Source organism: Dermabacter sp. Marseille-Q3180, from assembly GCF_940792985.1.
Lineage (GTDB): Bacteria > Actinomycetota > Actinomycetes > Actinomycetales > Dermabacteraceae > Dermabacter > Dermabacter vaginalis.
In genome coordinates this window covers 34,594-59,656 of the sequence record NZ_CALNWU010000001.1, presented here as the reverse complement: position 1 = coordinate 59,656, position 25,063 = coordinate 34,594, and the positions used below count along the sequence as shown (strand labels likewise).

Below are 25,063 nucleotides of genomic sequence, written 5' to 3'. Positions count from 1 at the left end.
CCGATGGCTAAGCTCCACTTCAAATACGGCGCGATGAACTCGGGAAAATCCGACACCCTTATCAAGACGGCCTACAACTACGAGGAACGCGGCCTCGGCACCATTACCGTCAAGCCCGCTGTCGATACGAAGGGTGAAGACTGGGTGCTCGCGCGCGGAGGCGCGAAGCGACGGGTCGATGTTCTCATTGAGTCCGGGCACGACCTCCGCGAAGAAATCAAAGCGTTCATCGCTGCTCGCCCTGAGCGAAACTTTCATGTCGTTCTCGTCGATGAGAGCCAATTCCTGGACCGCGATCAAATCGACCAGCTGTTCCTCGTCGCTAAAAACGACCAAATCTCCGTCATCTGCTACGGGCTTCGCACCGACTTTCTCGCCTGTCAATTTCCCGGCTCGTCGCGCCTGTTCGAGCTTGCCGACAACTTCGAGAAGCTCCCCACGATGTGCCGATGCGGGTCGCAAGCCGAGTTCAATTGCCGCAGCGTGAACGGCGCGTTCGTCTTCGAAGGCGACCAAGTAGCGATCGATGGCGCGGGCCGCGTGACCTACGAGTCGCTGTGTGGCACGTGCTACCTCGAAGAGAAAACGCAAGCGCTCGGCCCCGCTCTCTTCTAAACACCGATGTTTCCCGTTCCCAAGCCGTCAAGGAGTGACGCATGAAAATTCTGTCGATCCAATCTGCCGTGGCCTACGGTCACGCGGGCAACTCCGCGGCGGTGTTCCCGCTCCAGCGTCTCGGCCACGAAGTGTGGCCCGTGAATACAGTTCTCTTCTCCAATCACACGGGCCACCCCACATTCCGTGGCCCCGTGATCGACGCGAAGGACGTACACGAGGTCGTTCTCGGCATCGAAGAGCTCGGCATCCTCGGCGAAGCCGACGCTGTTCTCAGCGGTTATCAGGGCTCCGCTGCCGTCACTGACGTCATCCTCGATGCCGTTGAGCGCGTCAAGAAGCACAATCCACGCGCCGTGTATATCGCCGATCCAGTGATGGGCAATGCGGGCGAAGGTTTCTACGTTGATTCCGATATCCCGCCGCTCATGGCGAACAAGGTTGTTCCGGCCGCGGAGGTGCTGACGCCGAATCACTTCGAGCTGGGCGTGCTCACCGACACCGATGTGTCCACTCTCGAGGGCACCCTCACTGCTGTCGAACAACTGCGCGCCGAGGGCCCCGAGACCATCCTTGTCACGAGCGTACTCACCGATAAAACCACGCCCGGCACCCTCGAACTTCTCGTGGCCGATTCTTCCGGCGCTCACCTTATTTCGACACCGCGCCTGAAGCGCAAGGTTCACGGCAGCGGCGATGTGACGACGGCTCTTTTCACGGCGCACTTGCTTGGCGGTGCCGGCCCTGTTGAGGCGCTTGAGAAAACAGCCGCGTCGGTGTTCGAGCTCATCGACCGCACCCTCAAAGTGAATGCACGTGAGCTCTTGATCGTCGAAAGCCAGGATGCGTTCGTCAATCCCGACACGAAATTCAAGGCCCACCCCCTCCCTCACTGAATTCCATAGGGGTTGTGGGGGTTTGGTGGGGTCCCCTCCGGATTGCATAGGGGTTGTGGGGGCTTTCCCCCTCCCCTCCTTGGATTGCATTGTCCCTGTGGGGGTTTGGGAGGCCTAGAAATCACCGATCGCGGCGCCTTTGCCCCTCCCCTTCTTCGATTAATTCGATCGTCTTGCGAGACGGGTCAATGGCGTGAACTCAGGGCCGGTGGTCACTGGGGTCGGCGCCCAGGTCCGACGGTTGCCTCGGCCTCATACCGCCGCACTACTTCAGTCGGTTCCGCCTCGTGGATTTCCCAACCTGATCTAACCTCGCCCTTCCAGCCAGGGATTCCCGACCTCGCCGCTCTTTTCCAGTTTTTCCGTCTTCCACAAGCGGCGTCAATCAGTTGACCGCACGAAGCGCTGATTGAGGTACCCAGCGCCCTGAAGCGTCCTGGGCACCCTGATCGGTTTCGTACTTTATGCCCGTGTAGTCCTTGAAATCAGGAGCCTCAAGCGCCGCGTTTTCGGGCGGAAGATTCGGCGTGCGGCCGGACGCTTCACCACCGCCATCACTGCCACCACCAGAATCTGAACCGCCAGCATCACTGCTCAGAGGAGAACTGGATGACTGTGCGGCAGGCGTCGGACCACCCGCAGACTCACCACCACAGCCCACGAAACCAGCCGCCACCACAACCGCGACACTCAACGCACCAAGAACCTGTGCCCGCCCGCTCCGCATGCACTCCCCCATCCAGCTCGACGCGGCCCCACTCCCCCGAGCGAGGCCCATGTCGCATAGCCAACCAGAACGCTAAAGCCTGTGCAACGGGTGTTTGGAAATTGTGGAAGCTCTTCATGGGCAAAGAGAGTTTGGCGAGCCGGGATGCGCTCGACTCAGCGGCGGCTCAGCATGGAAACGGGGGCCTGGGCGGCCCACACACACCGCGCCAAACCCCCGCAACCTCTATGCAATTCGAGGAGGGGAACTACGGGAGGATTCCGCCCTCAGCTCCGAGGGTCACGTCGCCTTCAATCCGGGCGCCCTCATTGAACGTCCAATCGCCCTCAACGGTCAGGGAAGACGCGTCTTTAAGGCTCGGCGCACCACCCGGGAAACGCTTCTCGAAGTCACCCACAAGCTTGTAGGGGCCATCGGCGAGCTTGACGAGCGGCGCCTTGTCCACGACCTTCTCGAGTGCGAACTCGTCGCTGAGTGCATACACGTCGGAGCGCACGAGCAGCAGGTCGCTCGTCGTTTTCACCGGCAGGAAACGCGATCGGTCCACCACAATCGCGGTCGCGCCCTCGAACACTTCGATGGCCGCTCCCATCGCCGATTCAATCTGGTAGACGGGGGTGCTCGACTTATCGGAAGGATCAACAGTCTTTTCGTTGCGGATGAGTGGAAGGCCCATGACACCCTCACGCTCGGTGAGGATCTCCTTGAGCTTCACGAGATCAAACCACAGGTTGTTCGTGTGGAAGAACGGGTGGCGGTGTTCATCGGTGAAGTACTCCATCTGCTCCGCCGGGGTTTGGGCGGTATCACGCAGGATGAGGCGGGAGTCGGATTTGCGGATCGCAAGGTGCCCGCCCTTGCGGTCTGCGGCCGTGCGGCGGCACAACTCCGCGGCGTACGGTGCACCCGAGGCGGCGAACCACCCGGCGATTTCGGGCGAAGGAACCGTGCCGAGGTTGTCCGAGTTCGAGATCGATGCGTAACGAAAGCCCTGCTCAAGAAGCGCATCGAGCACGCCCGAGGTGAGAAGCGCCGTATAAATATCGCCGTGGCCCGGCGGGCACCATTCCAGCTCCGGGTTTTCCGGGAACTCCACGGGGGTGAGGTCATCGCGCTTGAGCTTTGGCTCCTTGTTCTGGAGGAAGTCAAGCGGCAGATCCCCCACCTGAAGATCCGGGTACTTCGCGAGTACTTCGAGGGTGTCCTCGCGCGTGCGGAAAGAGTTCATAAACAAAAGCGGGAGGCGCGCTCCGGTCTTCTTACGGGCCGCGAGTACCTGCTCAACGATAATCTCGAGGAAGCTCTTTCCCTCACGAACGGGGAGGAGGGACTTCGCGCGGTCCATGCCCATCGAGGTGCCAAGGCCACCGTTGAGGTTAATGACAACGAGCTTCGAGAAAGCATCCTTCGCAACCTCGGGATCAACCTCGACATCGGCAAGTCGATCCACCTCGGTGAGCGGCGAGATCGTCTCTTCCGGGATCGAACCGGTCACGCCTTGCGCAAGCTGGTGGTAAAAATCGCTGAAGACATTGATAGCGGCTTCGGCCACGCCCGCCTCGCGCATTTTCTGCTGAGCAAGCGTGAGTCCGGTGGCATTCGTGTCGTTGTCGTAACTCATGAGTCCAGGATAAGGCGCTTCCCTCATAAAACGTCGTAGAATTGGTGCCCTATGAGTACTGTGCTTTCTGCTGTCGCCTGGCCCTATGCAAACGGACCCCGCCACATCGGCCACGTTGCCGGATTCGGTGTCCCCTCCGATGTTTTTTCGCGCTACATGCGCATGGCCGGGCACGACGTGCTCATGGTCTCGGGAACCGATGAACACGGAACCCCGATCCTCGTGGCTGCCGATCAAGAAGGAATTACGGCGCGCGAGCTTGCCGATCGCAACAACCGCGTGATCGTTGAAGACCTCGTGAACCTCGGGCTCTCCTACGACCTCTTCACGCGCACGACTTCCGGCAATCACTACGCGATCGTGCAGGAAATGTTCACGACCGTGCGCGACAACGGCTACATGATCGAAAAGGTGACGCGCGGCGCAATCTCCCCGTCGACCGGCCGCACACTCCCCGACCGCTACATTGAAGGCACATGCCCGCTGTGCAAGACGGCCGGTGCCCGCGGCGACCAATGCGACGCATGCGGCAACCAACTCGACCCAACCGACCTCATCGACCCGGTCTCGCGCATCAATGGCGAAACCCCACAGTTCATCGAAACCACCCACTACTTCCTCGACCTGCCCGCACTCGCCGATGCACTCGGCAAATGGCTCGATGAGCGCGAGGCCACGGGGCTGTGGCGCCCGAACGTGATTCGCTTCAGTCAGAACATCCTCAAGGACATCAAGCCGCGCGCGATGACCCGCGACATCGACTGGGGAATCCCCGTTCCCGGCTGGGAAGATCAGCCCACGAAACGCCTGTACGTGTGGTTCGATGCCGTGATTGGCTATCTTTCGGCGTCGATCGAGTGGGCGCGCCGCTCTGGCGACCCTGAGGCCTGGCGCAAGTGGTGGAATGACCCGGAAGCCCTCTCGTATTACTTCATGGGCAAGGACAACATCGTTTTCCACTCGCAGATTTGGCCGGCTGAGCTCATTGCGCACAACGGCGGCGGCAGCAAGGGCGGTGAGCCGGGAAGGCTCGGCACGCTCAACCTTCCGACGGAAGTCGTGAGTTCGGAGTTCCTCACGATGGAGGGGAAGAAGTTCTCGAGTTCGAAGGGCATCGTGATTTATGTGCGCGATGTTCTCGAGCGTTATCAGGCCGATGCCCTGCGCTACTTCATTTCCGCGGCAGGCCCCGAAAACCAGGACGCCGACTTCACGTGGAGCGAGTTCGTGTCGCGCACGAACAACGAGCTCGTTGCTGGATGGGGCAACCTCGTGAACCGCACCGCTGCCATGATCGCCAAGAACGTGGGTGAAATTCCCGCAGCGGGCGAGCTCACGGAAGCAGACAGCGCCCTCCTGACGAAGATCACCGAGGGCTTTGACACCGTCGGAAACCTCATTCGCACCCACCGCCAGAGGGCGGCCATCTCCGAAATCATGCATCTCGTGGGAGAAGCGAACGCGTATGTGTCGGCGACCGAGCCGTTCAAGCTCAAAGCCGAAGAAGAGCGCCCACGCCTGCTCACGATTTTGCATGTGCTGGCACAGGCCGTGACCGACCTCAACACGATGCTCTCGCCGTTCCTGCCGTTCTCCGCGAACCAAGTCGAGAAGGTTCTGGGCGGCACGCTCGAGATCGCGCCGATGCCACACATCGAAGAGGTTGAGGATCTCGATGCCGACGCCACCTACCCCATCATCACGGGCGATTACACGCACGTTCCTGCTTGGGGGCATCGCGATGTCACGGTGGGCGCTCCGGTCGCAAAGCCCAAGCCGATTTTCCAGAAGCTCGACCCCAGCATTGTCGAAGAGGAACTCGAGCGCCTCGGGGTTGCAAGCAAATAGTTCGGGAGGAGCGCTGTGAGCACCGTTTCTCTTGTGTCAACAGCGGTTGCTTTAGCGCTCTGTCTCGCTCTCACCCTTGCGCTCAGGCGCGCATGGACGGTACCAAAGTGGGCTGATCCCGCCGTGGCACTGCTGCGGGCGCTCGTGCAACTCGCGATCCTCGCGAGTGTTCTCAGCATCGCGATTACGCAGGTCACCTACGTTTTCCTCGCACTGCTCATCATGCTTGCTTTCGGCATTTGGACCTCCTCACGCCGACTCGGGGCCAATGCGCGCACGGTCGCGCTCGTCGCAGGGGCCATGACCGCCGCAGTCGCGATCTCCGTGCTCACGGTATTCCTCACCGGGGCACTCGAGTTCACGGGCCAGAACCTTCTCGCCTTTGGCGGCATTATCACGGGGAATGCCATGAGCGTCGTGACGCTTTCGGGCCGCAGGCTTTCGCAGGACGTCGCTGAGCATTGGGGTGAGATCGAAGGGTGGCTCGGCCTCGGTGCGACAAACCGTCGGGCAGTGCGCGATATTGCCTCGAGGGCGATGAGCGAGGCGCTCATTCCAAACGTTGATCAAACGCGTGTGACGGGCATTGTCACGATGCCGGGGGCATTCGTGGGGGCCGTCTTCGCGGGTGCCTCCCCCCTCGAAGCAGGCCGGTTCCAACTTCTCGTGCTTGCAGGCATCATGGCAACGGGGACGGTCGCGGCGGCGCTCGTGATGTGGGGCTCGGACCCCGTCGCGAGCGGGCGGCCCTCGCGCGCCGTAAGCGAGAAAAAATCCCACCTCGGGTAGGGTTTTTGCATGATGCACACCGAAATACCCGCCCTCATAGGCATCGCCCACGGCAGCCGCAACCCCGCCGCTGCGGTCGCCACCGAATCACTTGTGGCCAAAGCGGGCGCGATTCTCGGGGTCGAGGCTCACGCGGCGTACCTCGAGGATTTCGCCTCGCCGTCGATTCCAGAGGTGGCGGGCGCGCTTGCCGACCACGGGTACTCCTCGGCGATTGCCGTACCTCTCCTTTTCACTGAGGCCTATCACGCAACAGAGGATGCGCCGAGCGAGCTGCGCGACGCGACGCTCGCCCACGGCCTCGATCTCGTCCAGGCTGACGTGATCGGCACGGGTGAGGATCTCGTCGATGTTCTTGAGACACATCTTGCCGGCACTGAGGATCAAAGCGTACGCGGCGAGATCGTTCTGCTCGCCGTTGGTTCCTCTCGCCCCGGCGCTAATGAAGCGGTGGAGTCGCTCGCGACCGCACTCGCCAAGCGTACGGGCCGGGATGTGCGCGCGCGTTTCGCCACGTGTGCCCCGCGCTTAAACGACCGTCTCGAAGCCGCCAACACGCCGGGCACGGTTCTGCCCCTTTTCACTGCGCCCGGGCTTTTGCTCGATAAGGCACGTGAGCGCGCCACAGGGGCCGGCTGGCAGGTTCTCGCGCACCTCGGCGATGCTCTCGCTCCGATCGTGGCGGCACGCTACGAAACCGCACTGGAAGCGATCAGCGCCCGCGAGGACTGAGCTTCTCCCCCATCAGCTTGACCATCGCCCCAAGGCGCTCGCGCTCAGGGTACAGCGGCACAAGACCCTCATCTTCGAGAGGTTCGGCGGTGACGTGTCCGACGGCAACCGGACGCACATCGCTGCCGAAGGCTTCGAGGAGCTGATCGCGAACACCCATTCCGTCGGCGACTTCCAGAAGCGCCACGACGGCCGGAGCCGCCGTGAACGTCACGGCGTCAACCTCGCGAGCGATGATGCTCTTCACGAGATCGTGCACTGGTGTGAGGTCCTCCGCAAGCTCCCAACGATAGGGAGCCACAACATACACTTCACGGTCGCCAAGCGGGGCAAGCGCCTTTTCAGGAACGTAGCCGTGACGCTGAAGGCCCACGGGGCCGTCGGCAATACCGAGGTCGAGGGCGAGTTCCACCATCGACGTGCTCGTTTCCTTTTCACTGCTCGGCGCGTCGGGAAGGCCCCACTTACGAACCGCGCCGCGCCCTTTCGCACCGCGGCAAATGATCTGAGTTGACGAGAGGTAGTCGAGAACCTGCTGCTTGAGGGGCTCGTCGAGAATTTGGAGCCACGAGTTGATGCCCTGCCCGGTCGTCACGAAAAACGTGGGCGGCGCCGCCTCAAGTAGAGCACGGGTCTCGTCGATGAGGGCGGTGTCGTCTTCTACCGGCACGATCCGCATCGTTGGGGCATGTACGGTGCTCGCACCAGCTCGCTCAAGAGCGGCGATCTGGTCGTTAGCACGGCGTGCCGCGGTCACGGCGACGCGGAGGCCCTCGAGGGGACGCTCGTGAGAGTCAATCGGGCTCGTGGGGTTGGGGTGACTCACGCGAGTTCCTCTCCTTCGGTAGGGGTATCGGTGCGGGCTTCGATGATTTCTGCCGACGCTTCCCTGACGTTCACGACGTCGCCAATGACGATGACCGCGGGATTCGTGACGCCTCGGGCGCGCGCCTCGTCGATCGCGGCGCCGAGCGTCGTAAAAGTGTGCCGTTCGTTCGCGGTGTACCCCTGCTCGAGGAGTGCAACGCCCGTAGAATCGGGCAGGCCGGCCTTTCGAAGCCCCGCGACGGTTGAGGGGAAGGTCGCGACTCCCATGAGGATCACGATGGTGCTTCCAAGAGACACGAGAGAAGAGAGTTCGGCCTGGTTGAAGGGCTGATGGCCCGACATGATCGTGACGGCGCGCGTGACCTCACGATACGTCGCTGAAACTCCCGCGTGTGCGGGAACGCTCAGGGCGCTCGTCAGGCCAGGAACAACGTCGACACGAATCCCCTGTTCCGCGAGGAATCGCCACTCTTCGCCACCGCGCCCGAAAATAAACGGATCGCCGCCCTTGAGACGCACAACTCGCGCACCCGCGCGGGCGAAAGCCAGCATGGTCTCGTTGATCGAATCTTGCGACATTTTGTGGCGGCCCGGGGCTTTACCCACATCGATCACGAGGGCGGCGGGCGCGAAGTCCACAACGTTCAGTGCAATCCCAAGCCGATCAAGAAGAACGACGTCGGCACGCGCAATCGCTGTAAGTGCGGCCACGGTCAGGAGGCTCGGATCTCCTGGGCCACCGCCTACGAGCGTCACAACGCCGGCGGGATTCTCCCCATTTTCCGACGGTTCCTCAGCCTCATGGAGCGCAATCTTCTCGGCGTGGGGCGCACAAGCGTCGGAGCTGATCTCCCCACGTAGCTCCGCCGCCCACTGGAGGGCAAGCTTCTCAAGCCCGCGCTCCCTCGCAAGACGATCGAACCCGTGTGCTCGATCGCGAGCGCGCGAATCGCCGATGTAGACCGTAGCGCCCTCAAGCGCGAGGGCTTGCGCCGCCCGCCAGCTGGCGGGGCCGCGATGATCGGAAAGATCCACGGCGCGGCCCTGCCATCGGTGGGCTACTGAGAGAGCAGAAGCCTTCACGAAGTTACTTGCGCTCGAGAACCTGAGCGGCGGGAACCTCCTGGCCGTGGGCATCGCGGAAGGAAATCACCGGGCCGGAGATGAGCACCTGTTCACGCTCTTCAAGGGTGGCCGGGCGGTTCTGATCGCGCATCGGTACACGCGCGAACAGCGGGTCCGGGGTCTCGGGGGCGTTGATGAACGAACGGAAGCGCGAGAGCTTCTCGGGATCCTTCACTGCCTCGACCCACTCGTCCTTGTGGTTGTCCACAAACTTCTGCATCTCGTGTTCCCACTGCTCGCCCATGCCGAGCGAATCCTCGAGTACGGCTTCCTTGACATGGTCGATGCCGCGTGCCTCAACCCAGGACGCGGTTCGCTGGAGCTTGTCAGCATCCGAGATGTAGTACATGAGGAAGCGGTCAACGTACTTCACGAGTTCTTCGTCGCTCAGGTCGTGCGCGAATTCGTCGGCGTGGCGAGGCGTGAAGCCGCCGTTGCCGCCAACGTAGAGGTTCCAGCCCTTGTCGGTCGCGATGACGCCGATGTCTTTTCCGCGGGCCTCCGCACATTCGCGCGCACAGCCCGAAACGCCAAGCTTGAACTTGTGTGGTGAACGAAGCCCCTTGTAGCGGTTCTCGAGAAGCACGGCCATGCCAACCGAATCCTGCTGACCGAAGCGGCACCAATCCGTACCCACGCAGCTCTTCACGGCGCGGAGGCTCTTGCCGTAGGCCTGGCCTGACTCGAAGCCGGCCTCGACGAGGCGGGTCCAAATGTTCGGGAGCTGCTCGAGGCGGGCACCAAAAAGGCCGATGCGCTGAGCGCCCGTGATCTTGGTGTAAAGGTTGAAGTCGCGCGCAACTTCGGCGAGAACCACGAGGGCTTCGGGGTTCACTTCGCCACCGGGCATGCGCGGGATCACCGAATAGGTGCCATCCTTCTGCATGTTCGCAATGAAGCGATCGTTGGTGTCCTGAAGCTCCTGCAGGCCCCTGCCGAGAATGTAATCATCGCGGAGCGACGCAAGAATCGACGCCACGACCGGCTTACACACATCGCAGCCGTTGCCCTGACCGTAGCGACCGATCACCTCGGGGAAGCTCTTGAGGTCATGTTCCTTCACGATCTGGAACAGCTCGGCGCGGGGCATCGAGAAGTGTTCGCAGAGCCCGCGCGACATGGCAATGCCCGACTTTGCGAGCTCGTTGCCGAGGATCTTGGTCAAAAGGGGCACACACGAGCCACACTGGGTGCCTGCCGTGGTGGCAGCCTTGATTGACGGAATATCGTGGCAGGCCTCGGCGAAGTCGCCCTCACCGTTGATCGCTGCCTTGATGGTGCCCGCGGAGATGTTGTTGCACGAGCAGACGATGACGTCGTCGGGCATGTCGCCCGAGTCAGGAACCTCGCCGCCACCCGCAGCGAGGTAAGCGGCGGGATCACCCGGAAGCTCGCGGCCGATGTACGCGCGAAGCGTCGAGTAGTTCGAGGCGTCGCCCACGAGGATGCCGCCGCGGAGAACGGCTGCATCGGGGCTCATCACGAGGCGCTGGTAGATGCCGCGCGTGGGGTCGGCGTAGACCACATCGAGCGAGTCCTTCTCGGCGCCCTTCGCATCGCCGAAGCTGGCGACATCAATGCCGGAAAGCTTGAGTTTGGTCGAGCCGTCGATCTCGCCGAAGAGCTTCTCGCCACCGAGGAGCTGATCGGCAACGACCTCGGCCATCGTGTTGGCGGGGGCCACGAGGCCGATCGTGCGGCCTTCCATGGCGGCGCATTCACCGATTGCCCACACGTGCTCGACCGAGGTGCGGCAATCCTGGCCGACCATAATGCCGCCGCGCGGGCCCATTTCGAAGCCGTTGACCTTGCCGAGCTCGTCGCGGGGGCGGATACCGACGGCAAGACACACGAGGTCGGCATCGAGTTCGGTGCCGTCGGAAAGCTTGACGCCACGCACGTTGGAAGCGGCGGCATTAATCGCCTCTTCGTCAGCGGTATTGCCCTTGCGGTATTCGACGCGGGGCAGCACCTGCTCGAGGCTCACGCCCGTGTGGAGCACGATGCCGCGCTGCTCGATAAGACGATTGAGAAGGTTGCCACCGCCCTCGTCGAGCTGAGCGGGCATAAGCCAGCCCGCAAGCTCAACGAGGTGCACTTCGTAGCCTTCGCTCGCGAGACCGCCCGCAGCCTCGAGACCGAGAAGACCTCCACCGAGCACGACTGCCTTGCCCGTGCGCTTGGCGTCGTTCTTGAGCCCCTCGACGGTGGCGCTCATGCCGTCAACGTCGTCAACGGTGCGGTACACGAAAACGCCCTTCGTATCCCAGCCACTAATGGGCGGGGTGAAGGCGTTAGAACCGGTCGCGAGCACGAGCTCGTCGTAGCCGTAGACCGTGCCGGAGGACGTGCGTACGAGCTTCGAGTCCGTTTCAATCGAGTTCACGCGGTCGCCGAGGCGCAGGTCGATATGCGGATCCTCCCAAAGCGAGCGGTCGCCGAGGGTCAGGTCGTAGCTCTTGTCCCAGCGCTTCGCGAGGTTGACACGATCGTAGGGTTCGACCTTTTCTTCGGAGATGACGGTGATCTTGTAGGCACCGGCTTTGTCGCGTGCCTGCATCGTTTCGGCGAAGCGCTGGGCGGCGGGACCGCCGCCCACGACGACGACGTGCTTGACGAGAGCATCCTCGTTAGCGGTTTCAGAGTTGAGGGCAACGTCGGTAGTGCTCACGGCAGCTCCTACTTCAAGGCTTAGGGGTGTAGATGTCTTTCCACCCTACACAAAATCGACTCCCGTTTTCGAGTACAGTGGAGGTGCACAAGCGAGGGATTTTTCGCGCCGGTCCACACGAGTTCCACGGGGGACTTTGGTCCGCTACGCCGCAGGCCAAACACAGTTTTGGCCGAACTCCCCCGCCATCGACATTGCCCGCCACTTGACCGACAAGCGAGGACGACCATGAGCAACTGGCAGAGCATCTGCAAGGAGACCGACATCAACCAGGACCTGCCTGAAGCGGCGCTCTTCGGCACCGAGCAGGTTGCCGTGGTGAAGGCGTGGAATGGCAAGATCTACGTTGTCTCGAATGTGGATCCGCGCACCCAGCAGGGGGTTATGTCGCGCGGCATTGTGGGCGATCGCACCGTGGACGGCGCTTCACGCCCCACACTCGCCAGCCCCATTTACAAAGAGGTCTACGACCTTGAGAATGGTCAATGCTACGGGAGCGATGCCTACACACTGCCCGTTTACGATTCGCGCGTGAGTGACGGCGTGATCGAGGTTGATCTCGATTCGAAAAATCCCGCCTAACCTCGACCTCACCTAAAGCGTCGCGGCGTCAGCCCGGCGGCCGTCGGAACCGAAAACACCCGAGCTACCGCGTCGCGGTGACGTCACGAGGTGCGTGTCCACAACTCCAATCGCCTCCATCAAGGCGAAACAGGTTGTGGGCCCCACGAAGGAGAACCCTCGAGCTTTGAGGTCCTTCGACATTCGCGTCGAGACTTCATCGCGCGAGGGGATTTCTTCTTGTACTTGAGGGGCGTACGTCTCTTCGGGAACGTAACTCCAAATGAGTGTGGCGAGGTCCGAACCTTCTTCGCGCAAGACCTGCGCGGCACGAGCATTACCAATGGTCGCTTCGATTTTCCGACGGTTGCGAATGATCCGCCGGTCCCCCATAAGGCGCTCGACGTCGCTCTCCCCCATCGCTGCGACCCGGTCCACCTCGAAGGAGTGAAAAACCTCGCGGAAAGCCTCGCGGCGCGCAAGTATCGTGGACCACGAGAGCCCGCATTGGAAGACCTCGAGACTCACACGCTCAAAAACGCCGGTCTCATCAGTGACAGGGACACCCCATTCCGTGAGGTAGTAGTTCTCCATGAGCGGGCTCGAGCTCGCCCAGCTCGGCAACTGCGTGACTGTGCTGTTCATGCTTCGAGACTAGCGACTGTTCTTCGCAGCATGTTCTCGGCCGTGCAAGGACATGGAAAACACCAAGGTGTGGAGCACGAGCCGTAGCAAGACCGCCCTCAATCGGGGTCGATGCGACCGATCGCTTCGCGCTTTTCTGCTTGGAATCGATCTTCCACTCGGCCGAGCGCCCAATACGCCGAGATCGAAATGTCTTCGCGCGCAATACCCCTTTCGCGCACGAGATGGGCACGCAACTGCTTCGTGAGGCCGCGTTCGGCGTGGCAAAAGACATGGACACCGCGCTTGTCGATGATGTCGTGTGGAATATCGAGCGTTTCGACAGCCACGAGAAGCCCTTCGCGCGCGCCAACAACCCATTCGAGCGAAAAGCCCTCCGGGAGAGAGAAGGGGAGAATATCGGCTTCGTCTTCGACGTGAATGACGGCGTGGCCTCGTGCGCTCGACGGCATTACCTCCAGCGCGGCGGCGATCGCCGGGACTGTTGCGTGATCCCCCACGAGGACGTGGAGATCGGCTTCTGGGTGCGGCAAATAGCCACCACCAGCCCCCATGAGCGCGATTTGGTCACCTTCGTGCGCACGTGTGGCCCAGTCGGATGCAAGGCCGTGCTGACCCGGAGCGTTGTGCACGACAACGTCAATCCAGAGCCGTTCATTCGCATCATCCCAGCGGCGGACCGTATACGTGCGGCGTGCGGGCAGGAGTTCGGGGGCCTCAATTCGCAGCCGATCCATGTCGAAGGGTGCTGCTAGACCGCTTCCCGGCTGTGGCAAAAGGAGCTTGACGTATGCGTCCGTACACGAATTGCGGTTGAGCTTTACGTAGTCAGAGCCGCCAAGGCAGAGCCTCACGAGGTTCTTACTCACCTGCGTCTTGTCCTGAACTGTGAGCACGGCCTGCTGGCGCTTGGTTTTGCCACGGGGAGGGGCTGCGGCGCTTTCCGATGTCATGCGCAGCACTATACCGACAGCTCCCCATTTTCAAAACTGCACCCTTTCAAAAAAGGGAAGAGGCTCGCCGTTCCTGGCGAGCCTCTTCCCTCTTGCGGAGAGCGAGTGCTTACTTGCCCTGTTTCGCCTGCTGCTCTTCGTAAGCCTTGCGGACCTCGTCCATGTTGAGGCCGCGCACCTGCGAAATAAGCGAATCGAGATCAGCCTGGCGAAGCGCACCGGGCTGGCCGAAAACGGGGATGCCGTCACGGTAGGCCACGATCGTGGGGATCGAGGTCGCACCGTACTGCATCTGGAGTTCCGTCTGGTCCTCGGTGTCGACCTTCGCGAAGGTGAGGTCGGGGTTCTCCTCCGAGGCCTTCTCGAAAATCGGGGCGAAGCGCTGGCACGGACCGCACCATTCTGCCCAGAAGTCGATGAAGACGATCCCGTCCTTGACGAGTTCGTCGTGGTTGTCCTTGGTCATTTCTACGGTAGCCATGTCGTTTTTAACTCCCTTAAAGGCGTTCTTATTTCAGGTTATTTGGTCGAGGTGGTCGCCACCACACGCGCGGTCATGTCGTCTTGTGGTGGCTGCCACGTGTGCGCGTCGGCTGGGGTCTGTTCGCCGCTGCGAATGTCTTTGACTTCTCCCCTGCCATCCTCGGAGGGGAAGAACACGAACGGAATGCCTCGACGGTCCGCATACTTGATCTGCTTCCCAAATTTTGCCGCGCTCGGCGCGATCTCGGCGGAAATGCCGCGCGAGCGCAGAACGCGAGCAACCTCGACGCTTGCCACTCGGTGCTCCTCATCCGTGACGGCCACGAGCACGACGGTCGGCACGGCCCTCGTGGCCGTCACGAGCGAACGCGTCACGAGCCTTGATACGAGACGTGAAAGACCGATCGAGAGGCCAACGCCCGGGTACGAGTGGCGGTTGTCGGTCGCGAGCGTGTCGTAACGGCCGCCAGAGCAGATCGAGCCAAGATCCTCATGGCCCTCCACGAACGTTTCGAACACCGTGCCCGTGTAGTAGTCGAGTCCACGCGCGATCGAAAGATCGGCGATGCATGCGCCCGGCACCGAAGAGTTAACGGTGCGGATCACGAAGCTCAGTTCCTCGAGTGCGTTCGTGATGTCGTCGCTCGAGACCCCGAGCGCCCCAACCTTGTCGGCGAGGTCCTCGTGAGTCGCCTTGATACTCGCGAAGGCGAGGCAGCCGTCGGCCTGCTCTTCGCTTGCCCCCACCTGTTCGATGAGGAGCTTGCGCACCTCCGCTTCACCCACCTTTGCGAGTTTGTCGAGTTGGCGCAAAACGCCTTCGATATCGCTCAGGCCAAGCGCTTCAAAAACCCCCTGCGAGAGCTTGCGATTGTTAATCGAGATGGTGAAACCGGGAATCGGAAGCTTGCCAAGCACTTCGGCCATGACGATCGCGACGTCGGCATCCATGTGCGACGGCAGAGTATCCTGCCCGATGATGTCGATATCGGCCTGGTAAAACTCCCGAAAGCGACCGTCTTGGGGACGCTCGCCGCGCCACACCTTCTGGATCTGGTAGCGGCGGAACGGGAACGCAAGGTCGTTCTGGTGCTCAAGCACGTAGCGCGCGAGCGGAACGGTGAGGTCAAAGTGAAGGCCGAGTTTTTGGCTTTCCTTTTCTCTCTCCTCCTCTTCGGCCTGAAGGCGTGAGATCAGGTAAACCTCTTTGCTGGTCTCGCCCTTACGGAGGAGCTGATCGAGAGGCTCAACCGCACGCGTTTCAATGTTGGAGAAGCCATGCAGCTCGGCAACCTCGCGGAACGTGTCCATCACGTGCTGCTCGATTCGGCGTTCGGCGGGAAGCCATTCGGGGAATCCGGAAAGTGGCGTCACTTTCGCCATGGGCACTTCTCCTTTTCTGGTCGTGGTGTCGTGTGCGCGAAACCCGCTTTAGAAAGCGGTGCGCAGGTATCCATTATCGGCAAGTTCGTCGCGGAAGGTGCTGAGCGGGCCGTGCCCCGGCACGATCACGGCTTCAGCGTGCTCAAGTGCGAACGCACGAAGCTTGGTGAGCGAGGCTTTCATGTCCTCGGCATTGCCACCCGGAAGATCGGTGCGACCAATCGTGCCTTTGAACAGCACGTCGCCCGTGAACGCAAGCGCGGGTGCGGTCATCGCGCGCGGCGTGACACCAACGAGTGGATTGATCTGCACCTCACCGTCGAAGAAGTAGAGTGTCGAGCCTTCGGTATGGCCGGGATAGGCGTGCGCGCCGAGGCGAAGGGTCCCGGCTTCGAGGGCTTCACCATCGGCGAGGGCATGTACTGCCCGAGGCTTCGTCCATCCACGCTCGTCCCAGCGGGGGCGAATGTGATGCGTAAAGGCCGACGGTAGCTGGCCCAAGGGGTTCTCAAGCCTGTATTCATCCGCTTTGCCCACGTACACGGGTACGCCGTACGTCTCGGCAAGCAGCGACACATCGGCGACGTGATCGAGGTGGCCGTGGGAAACGAGGATCGCGCGAAGTTCACGGTCATTCTTCTCGAGCAGCGCACTCACATCTTTCGCAACGTCAAGACCGGGATCGACGAGGAGCGCATCGCGGTCGTTGTGGAGAAGCGAGCATGTCGCGCTGAGATAAGGGGATACAACAAAATCGAGGGTGGCGCGCTCTGCATTCATACTCACCATCGTGCCCCTTTTCCCAGAAAGACACATGAAATTCCGTTAGCAGTGTTATCCGCGATACAGTTTTACGTGATGCCGTGGCCCAAGCGCCGCCGTTGGTGCGAGGCAATACGCCCCGCCCCCTGTCCGAGGCACTCCGGTGCCCTCGAATCCTAGGAGAAGCTCGTGAACGAGAACGACCAGAAAACCCCCGAGACCACCGCGCCTGAAGCTCCCGAAGCCGTCGAAACACCCAGCACGACCGAAGTGCCCGAGGCTACCGAATCATCCACGGCAACGGAGGCTCCTGAATCCTCGACGAGCGGTTCGGAAGCCGGGCTCGCATCTGAGGCCTCCACCGCGGCCAACGACCTCGAGGCGAAGGACGCATCGGGTAACGCTGCAAAGCCCCAGGCACCGAAACCCGCCGCTCCAAAGCCGCAAGCGCCAAGGCCCGGGGCCCCGAAGCCCGGCTCCCCCGCGCAGCTCAAGGGCAAAGCCCCCCGCACTCCCCTGGTGCCCATCGTTCCCACCGCAACGAGCTATGACGACGCCAAGGTCACCGAGGCACTCGCATACGGCGAGGTCAACGCCGAAGGCACGGTCACGGTGAAAGACGGCACGCAGATCCGCGAGATCGGAACCGTCGAAAAGGGCACCGAGCGCGACAAGGCTCTCACGCCTTTCGCCCACGCATATCTCGACCTGAGCGCGTTCCTCGATGTTGTGGATCAAAAACTCCAGGTCCCCGGGCTCACCCAGGCCGATCTCAATCGCATCCTTGAGCAGATGCGAAAAAACATGAAGGAACCGAAGGTCGTCGGCGATATTCCCGCACTTCGCGAGCGCGCCCATGAGCTTCGAGAAAAGGCCAAAGAACTGATTGGTGAACTTGAAAAAGCTCGCCTTGAGGCTCGCGAGGAATCGACCAAGAAGCGCACGGCCTTTGTCGAAGGAATCGAGGAGCTCGTCGCAACTGATTCGCACCGCATTTCCTGGAAGAAGGCTGCCGCGCGCATGCGTTCGATGGTTCCGGACTGGAAGGAAATGCAGAAGAACGAGGTTTCGCTCGAGCGCGAGGTCGAAGACAAGCTCTGGAAGCGCCTCTCGGCTGCCCGCAGCGAGTTTGACCGCAAGCGGCGCGCCCACTTCAGCGAACTCGATGAGCAGCACGCCGAAGCGGAGAAGATCAAGGCGCGCCTCATTGAGCAGGCCGAGGCGATTCAAGACTCGGAAGATTTCGGCCCCACGGCACGCGAATTCCGCTCGCTTATGGACCAGTGGCGTGCGGCTCCGCGCGGCAACCGCAAGAAAGACGACGCCCAGTGGGCCAAGTTCAAGGCCGCGCAGGATTCGTTTTTCGAGCGCCGTAACGCGGACCTCAAGAAGATCGACGCCGAGCAGTCCGAAAACCTCAAAGTCAAAGAAGGCCTCCTCGCCGAAGCCGAGGCACTCCTGCCCATCACGGACCTCGGCAAAGCAAAAGAACAGTTCCGCTCGATCGAAGACCGCTTCGATGCCGCGGGGCGGGTTCCGCGCAACGCGATGCGCCGCGTCGACGAGCGCATCCGTGCCGTGCGCGCCGCTTTCCAGAAGGCTGAGGACGACGAGTGGCGTCGCACCGACCCGCGCACGAAAGCCCGCGTTGAAGGTGCTTCCTCGCAGCTACACGCCGCGATCGCGAGCTACGAGGACGACCTCGAGAAGGCGAAAGCTACAGGCGATGCGAAGAAGATCGAGAAGGCGCAAGCCGCTCTCGATGCGAGGCGTGAATGGCTCGAAGTGATCGAGCGCAGTGCAAAGGATCTCGGCTAAGCTACGGCTCACGAGGTACGCCTTACGCTCCTGAGAGAAAGTTCTCCACAATGAAGGGCGGGGTTCCAGCGGGACCCCGCCCTTCGTGTGACCCTTGAGTCATGACTCGGCACTCACACGCCACGGCGGCCCTCGCTCCCCTGCTTCGCAACGCTGGCCGCTCGCCGTTTGCTTTCGAAGCCGGAAACGACCTTCTCGTTTCGCCCGGCGCATCCCTCCCGTTTTATGCACGCGATATACCGCTCGCACCGATTGGAGCCGGCTTTGCCGTCATGCTCACTCACGACATGGGGGTTCGAGAAAGAGCAGCCGCCGTCGGAATAGCCCTTGAGCGCTCTCCCCAGGCTGCTACTGCTCCCGGCGCCGTGCTCGCCGACCACACAGCCGCGTGGGTGTGGTGCGGAGGTGAGCCCCACGAATGCCTCATCGTCGCCTCCGAACGGCACAGCCAAAAACACGAGGGAATCCACCTGCGGAAAATCACCATCACCACGGGAGACGTCGCCTACCCGGCAGGAGTCCCTACCCTCGCGCCTCACCGCGTGTTCGCCGAATTAACGCGTGCGAGCGCGCCGAAGGGCGCGAGCGACTTCGCCGAAAGGCTCGTGGCACAGGGCTGGGTCACAAGCAGCGACCTCACGAGAATTGCCTATCGTGCCCGTCGCTCAGGCCGCGGCCGCGGTTATTCAGGTCCACGCACGGGAAGGGCACTCTACAAGCGGCTCGCCGCACTCGCGAGAGAGATTGAGGAAAGACTCGAGGCCCACAGCCCAGCGCCGGGCCATCAGAGGGTGGATCCCATCGGTTTGCCGTCGCTCGTCACGCGGTAGGCATCGAACACTCCCGAGACCTTTCGCACCTGCTTGAGCACTGTTCGAAGATGCGACGGATCAGCAAGCTCGAACGAGAACAACGCGATTCCAATCCGATCCGGCAAAGAATGAGCGGAAGCGGAAAGGATATTGACCTCAAGCTCCGAAATCACGTCAGCGAGATCCGTCAGGAGCCGCGCGCGGTCGAGCGCCTCCACCTTGATATGCACGAGGTACGCCTGGTTCGTGGCACCCGACCACCTCACGGGAACAAAACGATCGGCTTGCTGTTCGCGCATTTGAATCGCGTTCGCGCACGCCGCATGATGCACGCTCACGCCGTTGCCACGCGTCACGAAGCCCACAATCTCGTCACCAGGAACGGGCGCACAACACTTGGAAAGCTTCACCCAGAGGTCGCGCTGACCATCAACGACCACTCCCTGATCAGCGTGCGTGGTACGGCGTGGTTTCGCGAGTGCCCTCGAGGGCACGACCGACTCAACGATGTCATCCTGTGCCCCTTCCGCGCCACCAACCTCAGCAACGAGGCGACCCACAATGTTCTCGGCGCTCACATGGTGTTCACCGATCGCCGTGTAAAGGCCATCAACGGAATCGTAGTTGAGGTCTGCAGCGACGTTCGTGAGCATCTCGTGCGTGAGCATCCGGCGGAGAGGAAGGTTCTGCTTGCGCAACTGGAGAGCAAGCTCGTCACGTCCGCGCTCGAGGGCTTCCTCGCGTCGCTCCTTCGAGAACCACTGGCGGATCTTCGTGCGCGCACGTGTGGAAGCCACAAAGTTAAGCCAATCCTGGCTCGGGCCTGCCCCTTCGGCTTTCGATGTGAACACCTCGACGACGTCGCCAGTGGCGAGCTCTGACTTGAGCGACACGATCTTGCCGTTCACGCGCGCGCTCATCGTGCGGTGCCCGACTTCCGTGTGCACCGCGTAGGCGAAATCTACCGGCGTTGCCCCCTGCGGCAGAGAAACCACGTCGCCCTTCGGGGTGAACACATACACCTCGTTCGAGGCCATCTCGTAACGCAGCGAATCGAGGAATTCATCCGAATCGGTCGTGTCTCTTTGCCAGTCAAGGAGCTGGCGCAACCACGACATATCCCCACCCACGGCCGCATCCTGGGGTGAATCATCGATTTTTTCCCCGCGCGCGGTCGCCGCCTTGTACTTCCAGTGCGCGGCAACGCCGTACTCGGCGCGCCGGTGCATATCCCACGTACGGATCTGAATTTCAACTGGCTTTCCGCCCGGACCGATCACGGTGGTGTGGAGCGACTGATACAGGTTGAACTTTGGAAGCGCGATGTAGTCCTTGAACCGTCCGGGCATGGGGCTCCAGCGCGCATGAAGAATACCGAGCACCGCGTAGCAATCGCGCACCGTATCCACGAGCACGCGGATTCCCACGAGATCGTAGATGTCGCTGAAGGAACGCCCGCGCACAATCATCTTTTGGTACACCGAGTAATAGTGCTTCGGGCGCCCCGTCACGGTGCCCTCGATGTGTGCCGATTTAATGTCTTCCTGAATCGTGCCGATCACGCCTGCGAGGTATTCCTCGCGCGCCGGGGCGTGCTCAGCCACGAGAGCGACCACCTCGTTGTACAGCTTCGGATACAGCACCTGGAAGCTCAGGTTCTCGAGTTCCCACTTGATCGCGTTGAGGCCGAGGCGATGGGCGAGAGGAGCGTAAATCTCGAGTGTTTCCTTCGCCTTGCGTTCGGCGCTCGAGCTCGACACGTACTTCCACGTGCGAGCGTTATGAAGGCGATCGGCGAGCTTGATGAGCAGCACGCGAATATCGCGGCTCATCGCGATGATCATCTTGCGGACGGTTTCGGCCTGGGCGGCCTCGCCGTAACGCACCTTGTCGAGTTTGGTCACGCCATCAACCATGACCGCGATCACTTCACCGAAATCGTCGGTCAGTTCCTCGAGCGTGTAGTCGGTATCTTCGACCGTGTCGTGAAGGAGGGCAGCAGCGAGCACATCGGGCGGGGAGCCCATGCCTGCGAGGATAGTCGCGACCGCAATGGGGTGCGTGATGTAAGGCTCGCCGCTTTTGCGAAACTGCGGGCGGTGCCAGTACTCGGCAACCTCGTAGGCCCGATACACGAGGGCGAGATCGGCGTCAGGATGCAGCTCCCTGATCGCTTCGATGAGCGGCACAAGCAGAGGGTCATCCTTCGTTCCCCATACGCTACGCGGGCGGGAGTCATCACGATCCGCGTCCATGCCGCTCACCGCCTTCCTCATCGTGGAATCATCCCAGTCTAGACCGTTTTTGCCCACGGCCTGCACCGGGATGCGACTCTTCAGTTCTGAATGCTCCAGACCGTGTGCAAGGGAATATCGCCGAGCTTGTCGCGGCCGCCCAGGCCAAGAAGTTCAATCAGGAAGCTCGCCGCCACAACCTCGGCACCGAGCGACTCCACCAGCTTGATCGTGGCCGCCGCAGTGCCACCAGTTGCCAGAAGGTCATCGAGCACGAGCACGCGAGAGCCCTTCGGCACGGCATTCTCAGCGATTTCGATCGTTGCACTGCCGTACTCAAGGTCGTACGTCAGCGACGTGGGCTTACCGGGCAGCTTTCCGGCCTTGCGAACAGGCACGAAGCCGCGATCCATCTCGTACGCGAGCGGGGCCCCGAAGACGAATCCGCGAGCTTCGGTACCGACGATCAGATCCACGTCGCCCGGAACGGTGCTCGCCCAATACTTGATGACGCTCTTCATCGCTTTCGGGTCGCGCAGCAGCGGGGTGATGTCGCGAAACAGCACACCGGGCTGTGGGAAGTCCTGATAGAGCCCGATGTGGGTGCGCTCGATCTCGGCGATTTCGGGGGGAACTGGAGTGGTGGTCATGCCGTGGCAACGTCCTTTTCATGTGTGCGCTCAACACGCGCGGTGTGGTTTTTGATGGCTTTCTCGCCCTTGCGCAAGTCCACAAGGAAACTGGGCGCGAGAAAGATGGAGGAATAGGTACCGGCGATGATGCCCACGAAGAGGGCGAGCGAAATGTCCTTGAGAGTGCCGGCACCCAAAATAAATGCGCCGATCACGAGGATCGACCCGACGGGAAGGAGCGCCACAACCGAGGTGTTGATCGAGCGCACGAGGGTTTGGTTGGTAGCGCGGTTCACTAGCGATGCAAAAGTCGCATCCGCCCGCTCCAGGAAGCCCTCGGTATTCTCACGCACCTTGTCGAACACCACCACGGTGTCGTAAAGCGAGTAGCCCAGCACCGTGAGGAAACCGATCACGGTCGCTGGTGTGACCTCGAAGCCGATCGCACCGTAGGCCACAACCGTGAACAGGAGGTCGTGCATCAGTGCGGCCATTGCCGCAATCGACGACTTCACGTTGCGGAAGTACAGCGCCATCACGATGGTCACGAGGAGCATGAAGATCACGATGCCTTGGATGGCCTTGGCGGTGACATCCCCACCCCAGTTCGGGCCAATGAACGAGCTCGAGACGTCCTCTGCCGGAACGCTATAGGCCTTCGCAAGGTCAGCGCTGAGTGCCTTGGTGGCGTCGGTGGAAAGTTCCTCGGTTTGCACGCGAAGAATGTTGCCGCCCACCTGGGAGATGCGCGGTTCATTCGTGGGAACGTGCTCGCGAACGACGTCACGCGCGAGCGACTGGTCCGGATTTTGCACGTGCGAGACCTGGAATTCGCTCCCGCCCGTAAATTCAATGCCCCAATTGACACCACGCACACCCGTGATGACCGCGAGGATCACAAGGATGGCTGCGGAGGCGAGGTACCACCACTTGCGGCGGGTCACGATGGGAAGCGAACGCTCACCGGAGTGCAGTTCGTTGCCGAACGTGGAAAAGCGCGACATCAGCGATCCTCCTTCGGGGTCGTGGTGGGAGCGGAGGAATCCCCGCTCGCCGCTGCGTGCGAGCCAGAGCGCTCAACTAAGGTGTCCGAAGTGTGCGAATCCTCCGCAGCTTCACGAGCAAGCCGCGCCTTTCGTTCGGCGAGCGTTTCAGTTCCGACGCTTACCGAGCCCTGATCGCCCACTTTTTTCTTGCGGCTCTTCCCACGTTCCTCAGGGCTGCGGAAACGCGCGCGTCCGGCATACGCGGGAACGTCGCGGCCGAGCAGCGCCGGGTCGAGACCCGAGGCCGGGTGCCCCTTGCCGAAGAAATTCGTGCGACCGAGACTCTGAAGAAGAGGGTGGGTGAACAAGAAAACCACGAGAAGGTCGAGGATCGTCGTGAGTCCGAGCGTAAAGGCGAAGCCTCGAACACCGCCAGCACTCACGAGGTAAAGCACCACCGCGGCAATGACGTTGACGGCATCGGAAGCGAGAATCGTGCGCTTCGCGCGATCCCAACCGTGATCAATTGCCGCGACAATTCCGCGGCCATCGCGGATTTCATCACGTACGCGTTCGAAATAGACGATGAACGAGTCGGCGGTGAAGGCGATCGACACAATGAGGCCGGCAACGCCCGCAAGTGACAGGCGGTAGCCGATCTCCGGCATGTTCGACATAAGTGTGATGATCAGATAGGCGAGCACGCCCATGATGGCGAGTGAGGCGGTCGTGACGATCGAAAGCACACGGTATTGGAAGGCCGCGTAGATCACGACGAGAATGAGGCCGATGAGGCCCGCGATGAGACCCGAAGTGAGCTGATCGGAACCGAGGGTCGCCGAGATCTGCTGCTCGGATTGCACCGTGAACTCGAGCGGAAGCGCACCGAATTTCAATTGGCTGGCGAGTTCCTTCGCCTGATCAGCCGTGAAGTTGCCCGTGATCGTGGACTGTGTCGTGGTGACCGCTTGCACTTGCGGAGCGGAAATCACGAGCGAATCGAGAACGATACCGAACTGCTGAGTTGCGCCCTGGCCGCCATAAAGCGCAGAGCTCATTTCCCCGAAGGCCTTGCCTGCGGCGTCATTGAAAGAGAGGTTGACCGCGTAGTACCCGGTGGCCTGCCCCGCTTGGTTGTGATCAGCACCGGCGTTCGCATCCGTGATGGCCTCACCGGAGACGACAACGGGGCCGAGAATGAGCTTCGAGGTACCGCCTGCCCCGCACGCGACGACAGCCTCGTCGTCACGCCCCGAGATCGTGTGATTGTTGAGAGTATCCGGGTCGGTGCAGTCGAGCTTCGCGAACTCTTCTTGGTCGACAGTGTTCAGCCAAGCTTGGCTCCAGGCCTTCTCACCTTCGTAGGTGTTCACGCCCTCGCTCGAAGAAGACGACTTCTCGCCCCCACCGTCCGATGCCGACGCCACATCCTGGGCAACGGGCCCGAGAGACGCCGCGTCCTCCCCCGAGGTGCCGTCGCTTGCACCACCAGCATCCGAAACCCCTGCATTGGGCCCGACCTGGAGGAGAACGGGCCTAAAGCTCATCGTCGCGGTGCGTCGAAGGGCATCGCTTGTCGCCTCGTCAATTTTCCCAGGAACGTTGACGACGATATTCGTGCCGCCCTGGACGGAGATCTCCGTTTCGGCAACGCCCATCGCATTGACGCGTTGGGAAATGATCTGTCGCGCTTGCTCCATCTGCTCGGAGGTGATGGTCTCGCCGTTGTGAGATTTGGCTTGAAGAATGACCTGGGTTCCGCCTTCGAGGTCGAGCGCGAGCTTCGGGGCGGCCTTCCACCCGTTGTTCGCCACGCCGAAGCCGAGGATGCCCCCGAGGACGAGAATCAGGACGGTGAGCGCCGAAAGCGCTATGCGTCGTGCTGGCATGAACGGTCCTTTATGTCACACGAAGGCGACGCGCGAAGCTTCCGCGCGTCGCC

At 61.7% G+C, this 25,063-nt stretch carries 22 protein-coding genes; 8 read left to right on the top strand and 14 right to left on the bottom strand.

Features of this window, described 5'->3' with window-relative positions:
* Positions 1–3: 3 nt before the first annotated feature.
* Both NBW56_RS00285 and pdxY read left to right on the top strand, forming a co-directional pair.
* On the top strand, positions 4–615 hold the full coding sequence (locus NBW56_RS00285; RefSeq protein WP_250257544.1) for a thymidine kinase: 612 nt from the start codon (positions 4–6) through the stop codon (positions 613–615).
* A gap of 41 nt (positions 616–656) precedes the next feature.
* Positions 657–1,511 carry a pyridoxal kinase PdxY gene (gene pdxY, locus NBW56_RS00280; protein ID WP_250257543.1) on the top strand — a complete coding sequence of 285 codons (855 nt, stop codon included), beginning with the start codon at positions 657–659 and terminating at the stop codon, positions 1,509–1,511.
* Between the two features lie 385 nt (positions 1,512–1,896).
* On the opposite strand, the gene NBW56_RS00275 is transcribed toward pdxY, so the two are convergent.
* On the bottom strand, positions 1,897–2,238 hold the full coding sequence (locus NBW56_RS00275; RefSeq protein WP_250257542.1) for a hypothetical protein: 342 nt from the start codon (positions 2,236–2,238) through the stop codon (positions 1,897–1,899).
* A 247-nt stretch (positions 2,239–2,485) separates the two neighbouring features.
* Positions 2,486–3,859 carry a UTP--glucose-1-phosphate uridylyltransferase gene (locus NBW56_RS00270; protein WP_250257541.1) on the bottom strand — a complete coding sequence of 458 codons (1,374 nt, stop codon included), beginning with the start codon at positions 3,857–3,859 and terminating at the stop codon, positions 2,486–2,488.
* Between the two features lie 51 nt (positions 3,860–3,910).
* On the opposite strand from NBW56_RS00270, the gene metG reads away from it, so the two are divergent.
* From metG to NBW56_RS00255, 3 genes are read left to right on the top strand one after another with little or no spacing between them, the layout of a single operon-like run.
* Positions 3,911–5,707 (top strand): methionine--tRNA ligase, encoded by a 1,797-nt coding sequence (gene metG / locus NBW56_RS00265; RefSeq protein ID WP_074296914.1) that lies wholly within the window; start codon positions 3,911–3,913, stop codon positions 5,705–5,707.
* Positions 5,708–5,722: 15 nt separating this feature from the next.
* Complete coding sequence (locus NBW56_RS00260) at positions 5,723–6,496, top strand: ABC transporter permease (protein WP_239379581.1); 774 nt, start codon at positions 5,723–5,725, stop codon at positions 6,494–6,496.
* 9 nt (positions 6,497–6,505) lie between these two features.
* A complete protein-coding gene (locus NBW56_RS00255) occupies positions 6,506–7,228 on the top strand; it encodes a sirohydrochlorin chelatase (RefSeq protein WP_239379580.1) in 723 nt (240 codons plus the stop codon).
* Here the strand turns inward: NBW56_RS00255 and NBW56_RS00250 are convergent.
* Genes NBW56_RS00250 through nirB form a run of 3 tightly spaced genes read right to left on the bottom strand, consistent with a single transcriptional unit; the run spans position 7,209 to position 11,852 of the window.
* Positions 7,209–8,054, bottom strand: coding sequence for a uroporphyrinogen-III synthase (locus NBW56_RS00250; RefSeq protein ID WP_239379579.1), 846 nt, complete (start codon positions 8,052–8,054; stop codon positions 7,209–7,211). The two genes, NBW56_RS00255 and NBW56_RS00250, sit on opposite strands and share 20 nt — an antisense overlap.
* The gene (gene cobA, locus NBW56_RS00245) at positions 8,051–9,139 is read right to left on the bottom strand and encodes a uroporphyrinogen-III C-methyltransferase (protein ID WP_250257540.1); all 1,089 of its coding nucleotides are present in this window, start codon (positions 9,137–9,139) and stop codon (positions 8,051–8,053) included. Before cobA ends, NBW56_RS00250 begins: the two co-directional genes overlap by 4 nt.
* A gap of 4 nt (positions 9,140–9,143) precedes the next feature.
* Positions 9,144–11,852 carry a nitrite reductase large subunit NirB gene (gene nirB / locus NBW56_RS00240; protein WP_250257539.1) on the bottom strand — a complete coding sequence of 903 codons (2,709 nt, stop codon included), beginning with the start codon at positions 11,850–11,852 and terminating at the stop codon, positions 9,144–9,146.
* A gap of 228 nt (positions 11,853–12,080) precedes the next feature.
* On the opposite strand from nirB, the gene nirD reads away from it, so the two are divergent.
* Positions 12,081–12,434 (top strand): nitrite reductase small subunit NirD, encoded by a 354-nt coding sequence (gene nirD, locus NBW56_RS00235; protein ID WP_250257538.1) that lies wholly within the window; start codon positions 12,081–12,083, stop codon positions 12,432–12,434.
* A gap of 12 nt (positions 12,435–12,446) precedes the next feature.
* On the opposite strand, the gene NBW56_RS00230 is transcribed toward nirD, so the two are convergent.
* From NBW56_RS00230 to NBW56_RS00210, 5 genes are all read right to left on the bottom strand, one after another.
* Positions 12,447–13,058 (bottom strand): DNA-3-methyladenine glycosylase I, encoded by a 612-nt coding sequence (locus tag NBW56_RS00230; protein ID WP_250257537.1) that lies wholly within the window; start codon positions 13,056–13,058, stop codon positions 12,447–12,449.
* A gap of 98 nt (positions 13,059–13,156) precedes the next feature.
* Positions 13,157–14,011: a siderophore-interacting protein gene (locus NBW56_RS00225; protein WP_250257536.1), complete on the bottom strand. Its 855-nt coding sequence runs from the start codon at positions 14,009–14,011 to the stop codon at positions 13,157–13,159.
* Between the two features lie 109 nt (positions 14,012–14,120).
* Entirely contained in the window at positions 14,121–14,492 is a 372-nt protein-coding gene (locus NBW56_RS00220) for a thioredoxin family protein (protein ID WP_055087681.1), read from the bottom strand.
* 38 nt (positions 14,493–14,530) lie between these two features.
* Positions 14,531–15,877, bottom strand: coding sequence for a histidine--tRNA ligase (gene hisS / locus NBW56_RS00215; RefSeq protein WP_250257535.1), 1,347 nt, complete (start codon positions 15,875–15,877; stop codon positions 14,531–14,533).
* Positions 15,878–15,925: 48 nt separating this feature from the next.
* Positions 15,926–16,666, bottom strand: coding sequence for an MBL fold metallo-hydrolase (locus NBW56_RS00210; protein WP_250257534.1), 741 nt, complete (start codon positions 16,664–16,666; stop codon positions 15,926–15,928).
* A gap of 162 nt (positions 16,667–16,828) precedes the next feature.
* On the opposite strand from NBW56_RS00210, the gene NBW56_RS00205 reads away from it, so the two are divergent.
* Positions 16,829–18,457, top strand: coding sequence for a DUF349 domain-containing protein (locus NBW56_RS00205; RefSeq protein ID WP_250257533.1), 1,629 nt, complete (start codon positions 16,829–16,831; stop codon positions 18,455–18,457).
* 101 nt (positions 18,458–18,558) lie between these two features.
* Positions 18,559–19,287, top strand: coding sequence for a hypothetical protein (locus tag NBW56_RS00200; RefSeq protein WP_250257532.1), 729 nt, complete (start codon positions 18,559–18,561; stop codon positions 19,285–19,287).
* Here the strand turns inward: NBW56_RS00200 and NBW56_RS00195 are convergent.
* The 4 genes from NBW56_RS00195 to secD all read right to left on the bottom strand — a co-directional run bounded on the left by NBW56_RS00195 (position 19,242) and on the right by secD (position 25,010).
* Positions 19,242–21,524, bottom strand: coding sequence for a RelA/SpoT family protein (locus NBW56_RS00195; protein WP_250257531.1), 2,283 nt, complete (start codon positions 21,522–21,524; stop codon positions 19,242–19,244). The two genes, NBW56_RS00200 and NBW56_RS00195, sit on opposite strands and share 46 nt — an antisense overlap.
* Before the next feature lie 80 nt (positions 21,525–21,604).
* Positions 21,605–22,153 (bottom strand): adenine phosphoribosyltransferase, encoded by a 549-nt coding sequence (locus NBW56_RS00190; protein ID WP_074296935.1) that lies wholly within the window; start codon positions 22,151–22,153, stop codon positions 21,605–21,607.
* Complete coding sequence (secF, locus tag NBW56_RS00185; RefSeq protein ID WP_074296937.1) at positions 22,150–23,139, bottom strand: protein translocase subunit SecF; 990 nt, start codon at positions 23,137–23,139, stop codon at positions 22,150–22,152. Before secF ends, NBW56_RS00190 begins: the two co-directional genes overlap by 4 nt.
* Entirely contained in the window at positions 23,139–25,010 is a 1,872-nt protein-coding gene (gene secD, locus NBW56_RS00180; RefSeq protein WP_250257530.1) for a protein translocase subunit SecD, read from the bottom strand. Before secD ends, secF begins: the two co-directional genes overlap by 1 nt.
* Positions 25,011–25,063: the final 53 nt, after the last annotated feature.

Coding starts and splice junctions, on each gene's coding strand:
- NBW56_RS00285 (WP_250257544.1), top strand. CDS start 4: ATGGCTAAGCTCCACTTCAAATACGGCGCGATGAACTCGGGAAAATCC.
- pdxY (WP_250257543.1), top strand. CDS start 657: ATGAAAATTCTGTCGATCCAATCTGCCGTGGCCTACGGTCACGCGGGC.
- NBW56_RS00275 (WP_250257542.1), bottom strand. CDS start 2,238: ATGCGGAGCGGGCGGGCACAGGTTCTTGGTGCGTTGAGTGTCGCGGTT.
- NBW56_RS00270 (WP_250257541.1), bottom strand. CDS start 3,859: ATGAGTTACGACAACGACACGAATGCCACCGGACTCACGCTTGCTCAG.
- metG (WP_074296914.1), top strand. CDS start 3,911: ATGAGTACTGTGCTTTCTGCTGTCGCCTGGCCCTATGCAAACGGACCC.
- NBW56_RS00255 (WP_239379580.1), top strand. CDS start 6,506: ATGATGCACACCGAAATACCCGCCCTCATAGGCATCGCCCACGGCAGC.
- nirD (WP_250257538.1), top strand. CDS start 12,081: ATGAGCAACTGGCAGAGCATCTGCAAGGAGACCGACATCAACCAGGAC.
- NBW56_RS00230 (WP_250257537.1), bottom strand. CDS start 13,058: ATGAACAGCACAGTCACGCAGTTGCCGAGCTGGGCGAGCTCGAGCCCG.
- NBW56_RS00225 (WP_250257536.1), bottom strand. CDS start 14,011: ATGACATCGGAAAGCGCCGCAGCCCCTCCCCGTGGCAAAACCAAGCGC.
- NBW56_RS00220 (WP_055087681.1), bottom strand. CDS start 14,492: ATGGCTACCGTAGAAATGACCAAGGACAACCACGACGAACTCGTCAAG.
- hisS (WP_250257535.1), bottom strand. CDS start 15,877: ATGGCGAAAGTGACGCCACTTTCCGGATTCCCCGAATGGCTTCCCGCC.
- NBW56_RS00210 (WP_250257534.1), bottom strand. CDS start 16,666: ATGGTGAGTATGAATGCAGAGCGCGCCACCCTCGATTTTGTTGTATCC.
- NBW56_RS00200 (WP_250257532.1), top strand. CDS start 18,559: ATGACTCGGCACTCACACGCCACGGCGGCCCTCGCTCCCCTGCTTCGC.
- NBW56_RS00195 (WP_250257531.1), bottom strand. CDS start 21,524: ATGGACGCGGATCGTGATGACTCCCGCCCGCGTAGCGTATGGGGAACG.
- NBW56_RS00190 (WP_074296935.1), bottom strand. CDS start 22,153: ATGACCACCACTCCAGTTCCCCCCGAAATCGCCGAGATCGAGCGCACC.
- secF (WP_074296937.1), bottom strand. CDS start 23,139: ATGTCGCGCTTTTCCACGTTCGGCAACGAACTGCACTCCGGTGAGCGT.
- secD (WP_250257530.1), bottom strand. CDS start 25,010: ATGCCAGCACGACGCATAGCGCTTTCGGCGCTCACCGTCCTGATTCTC.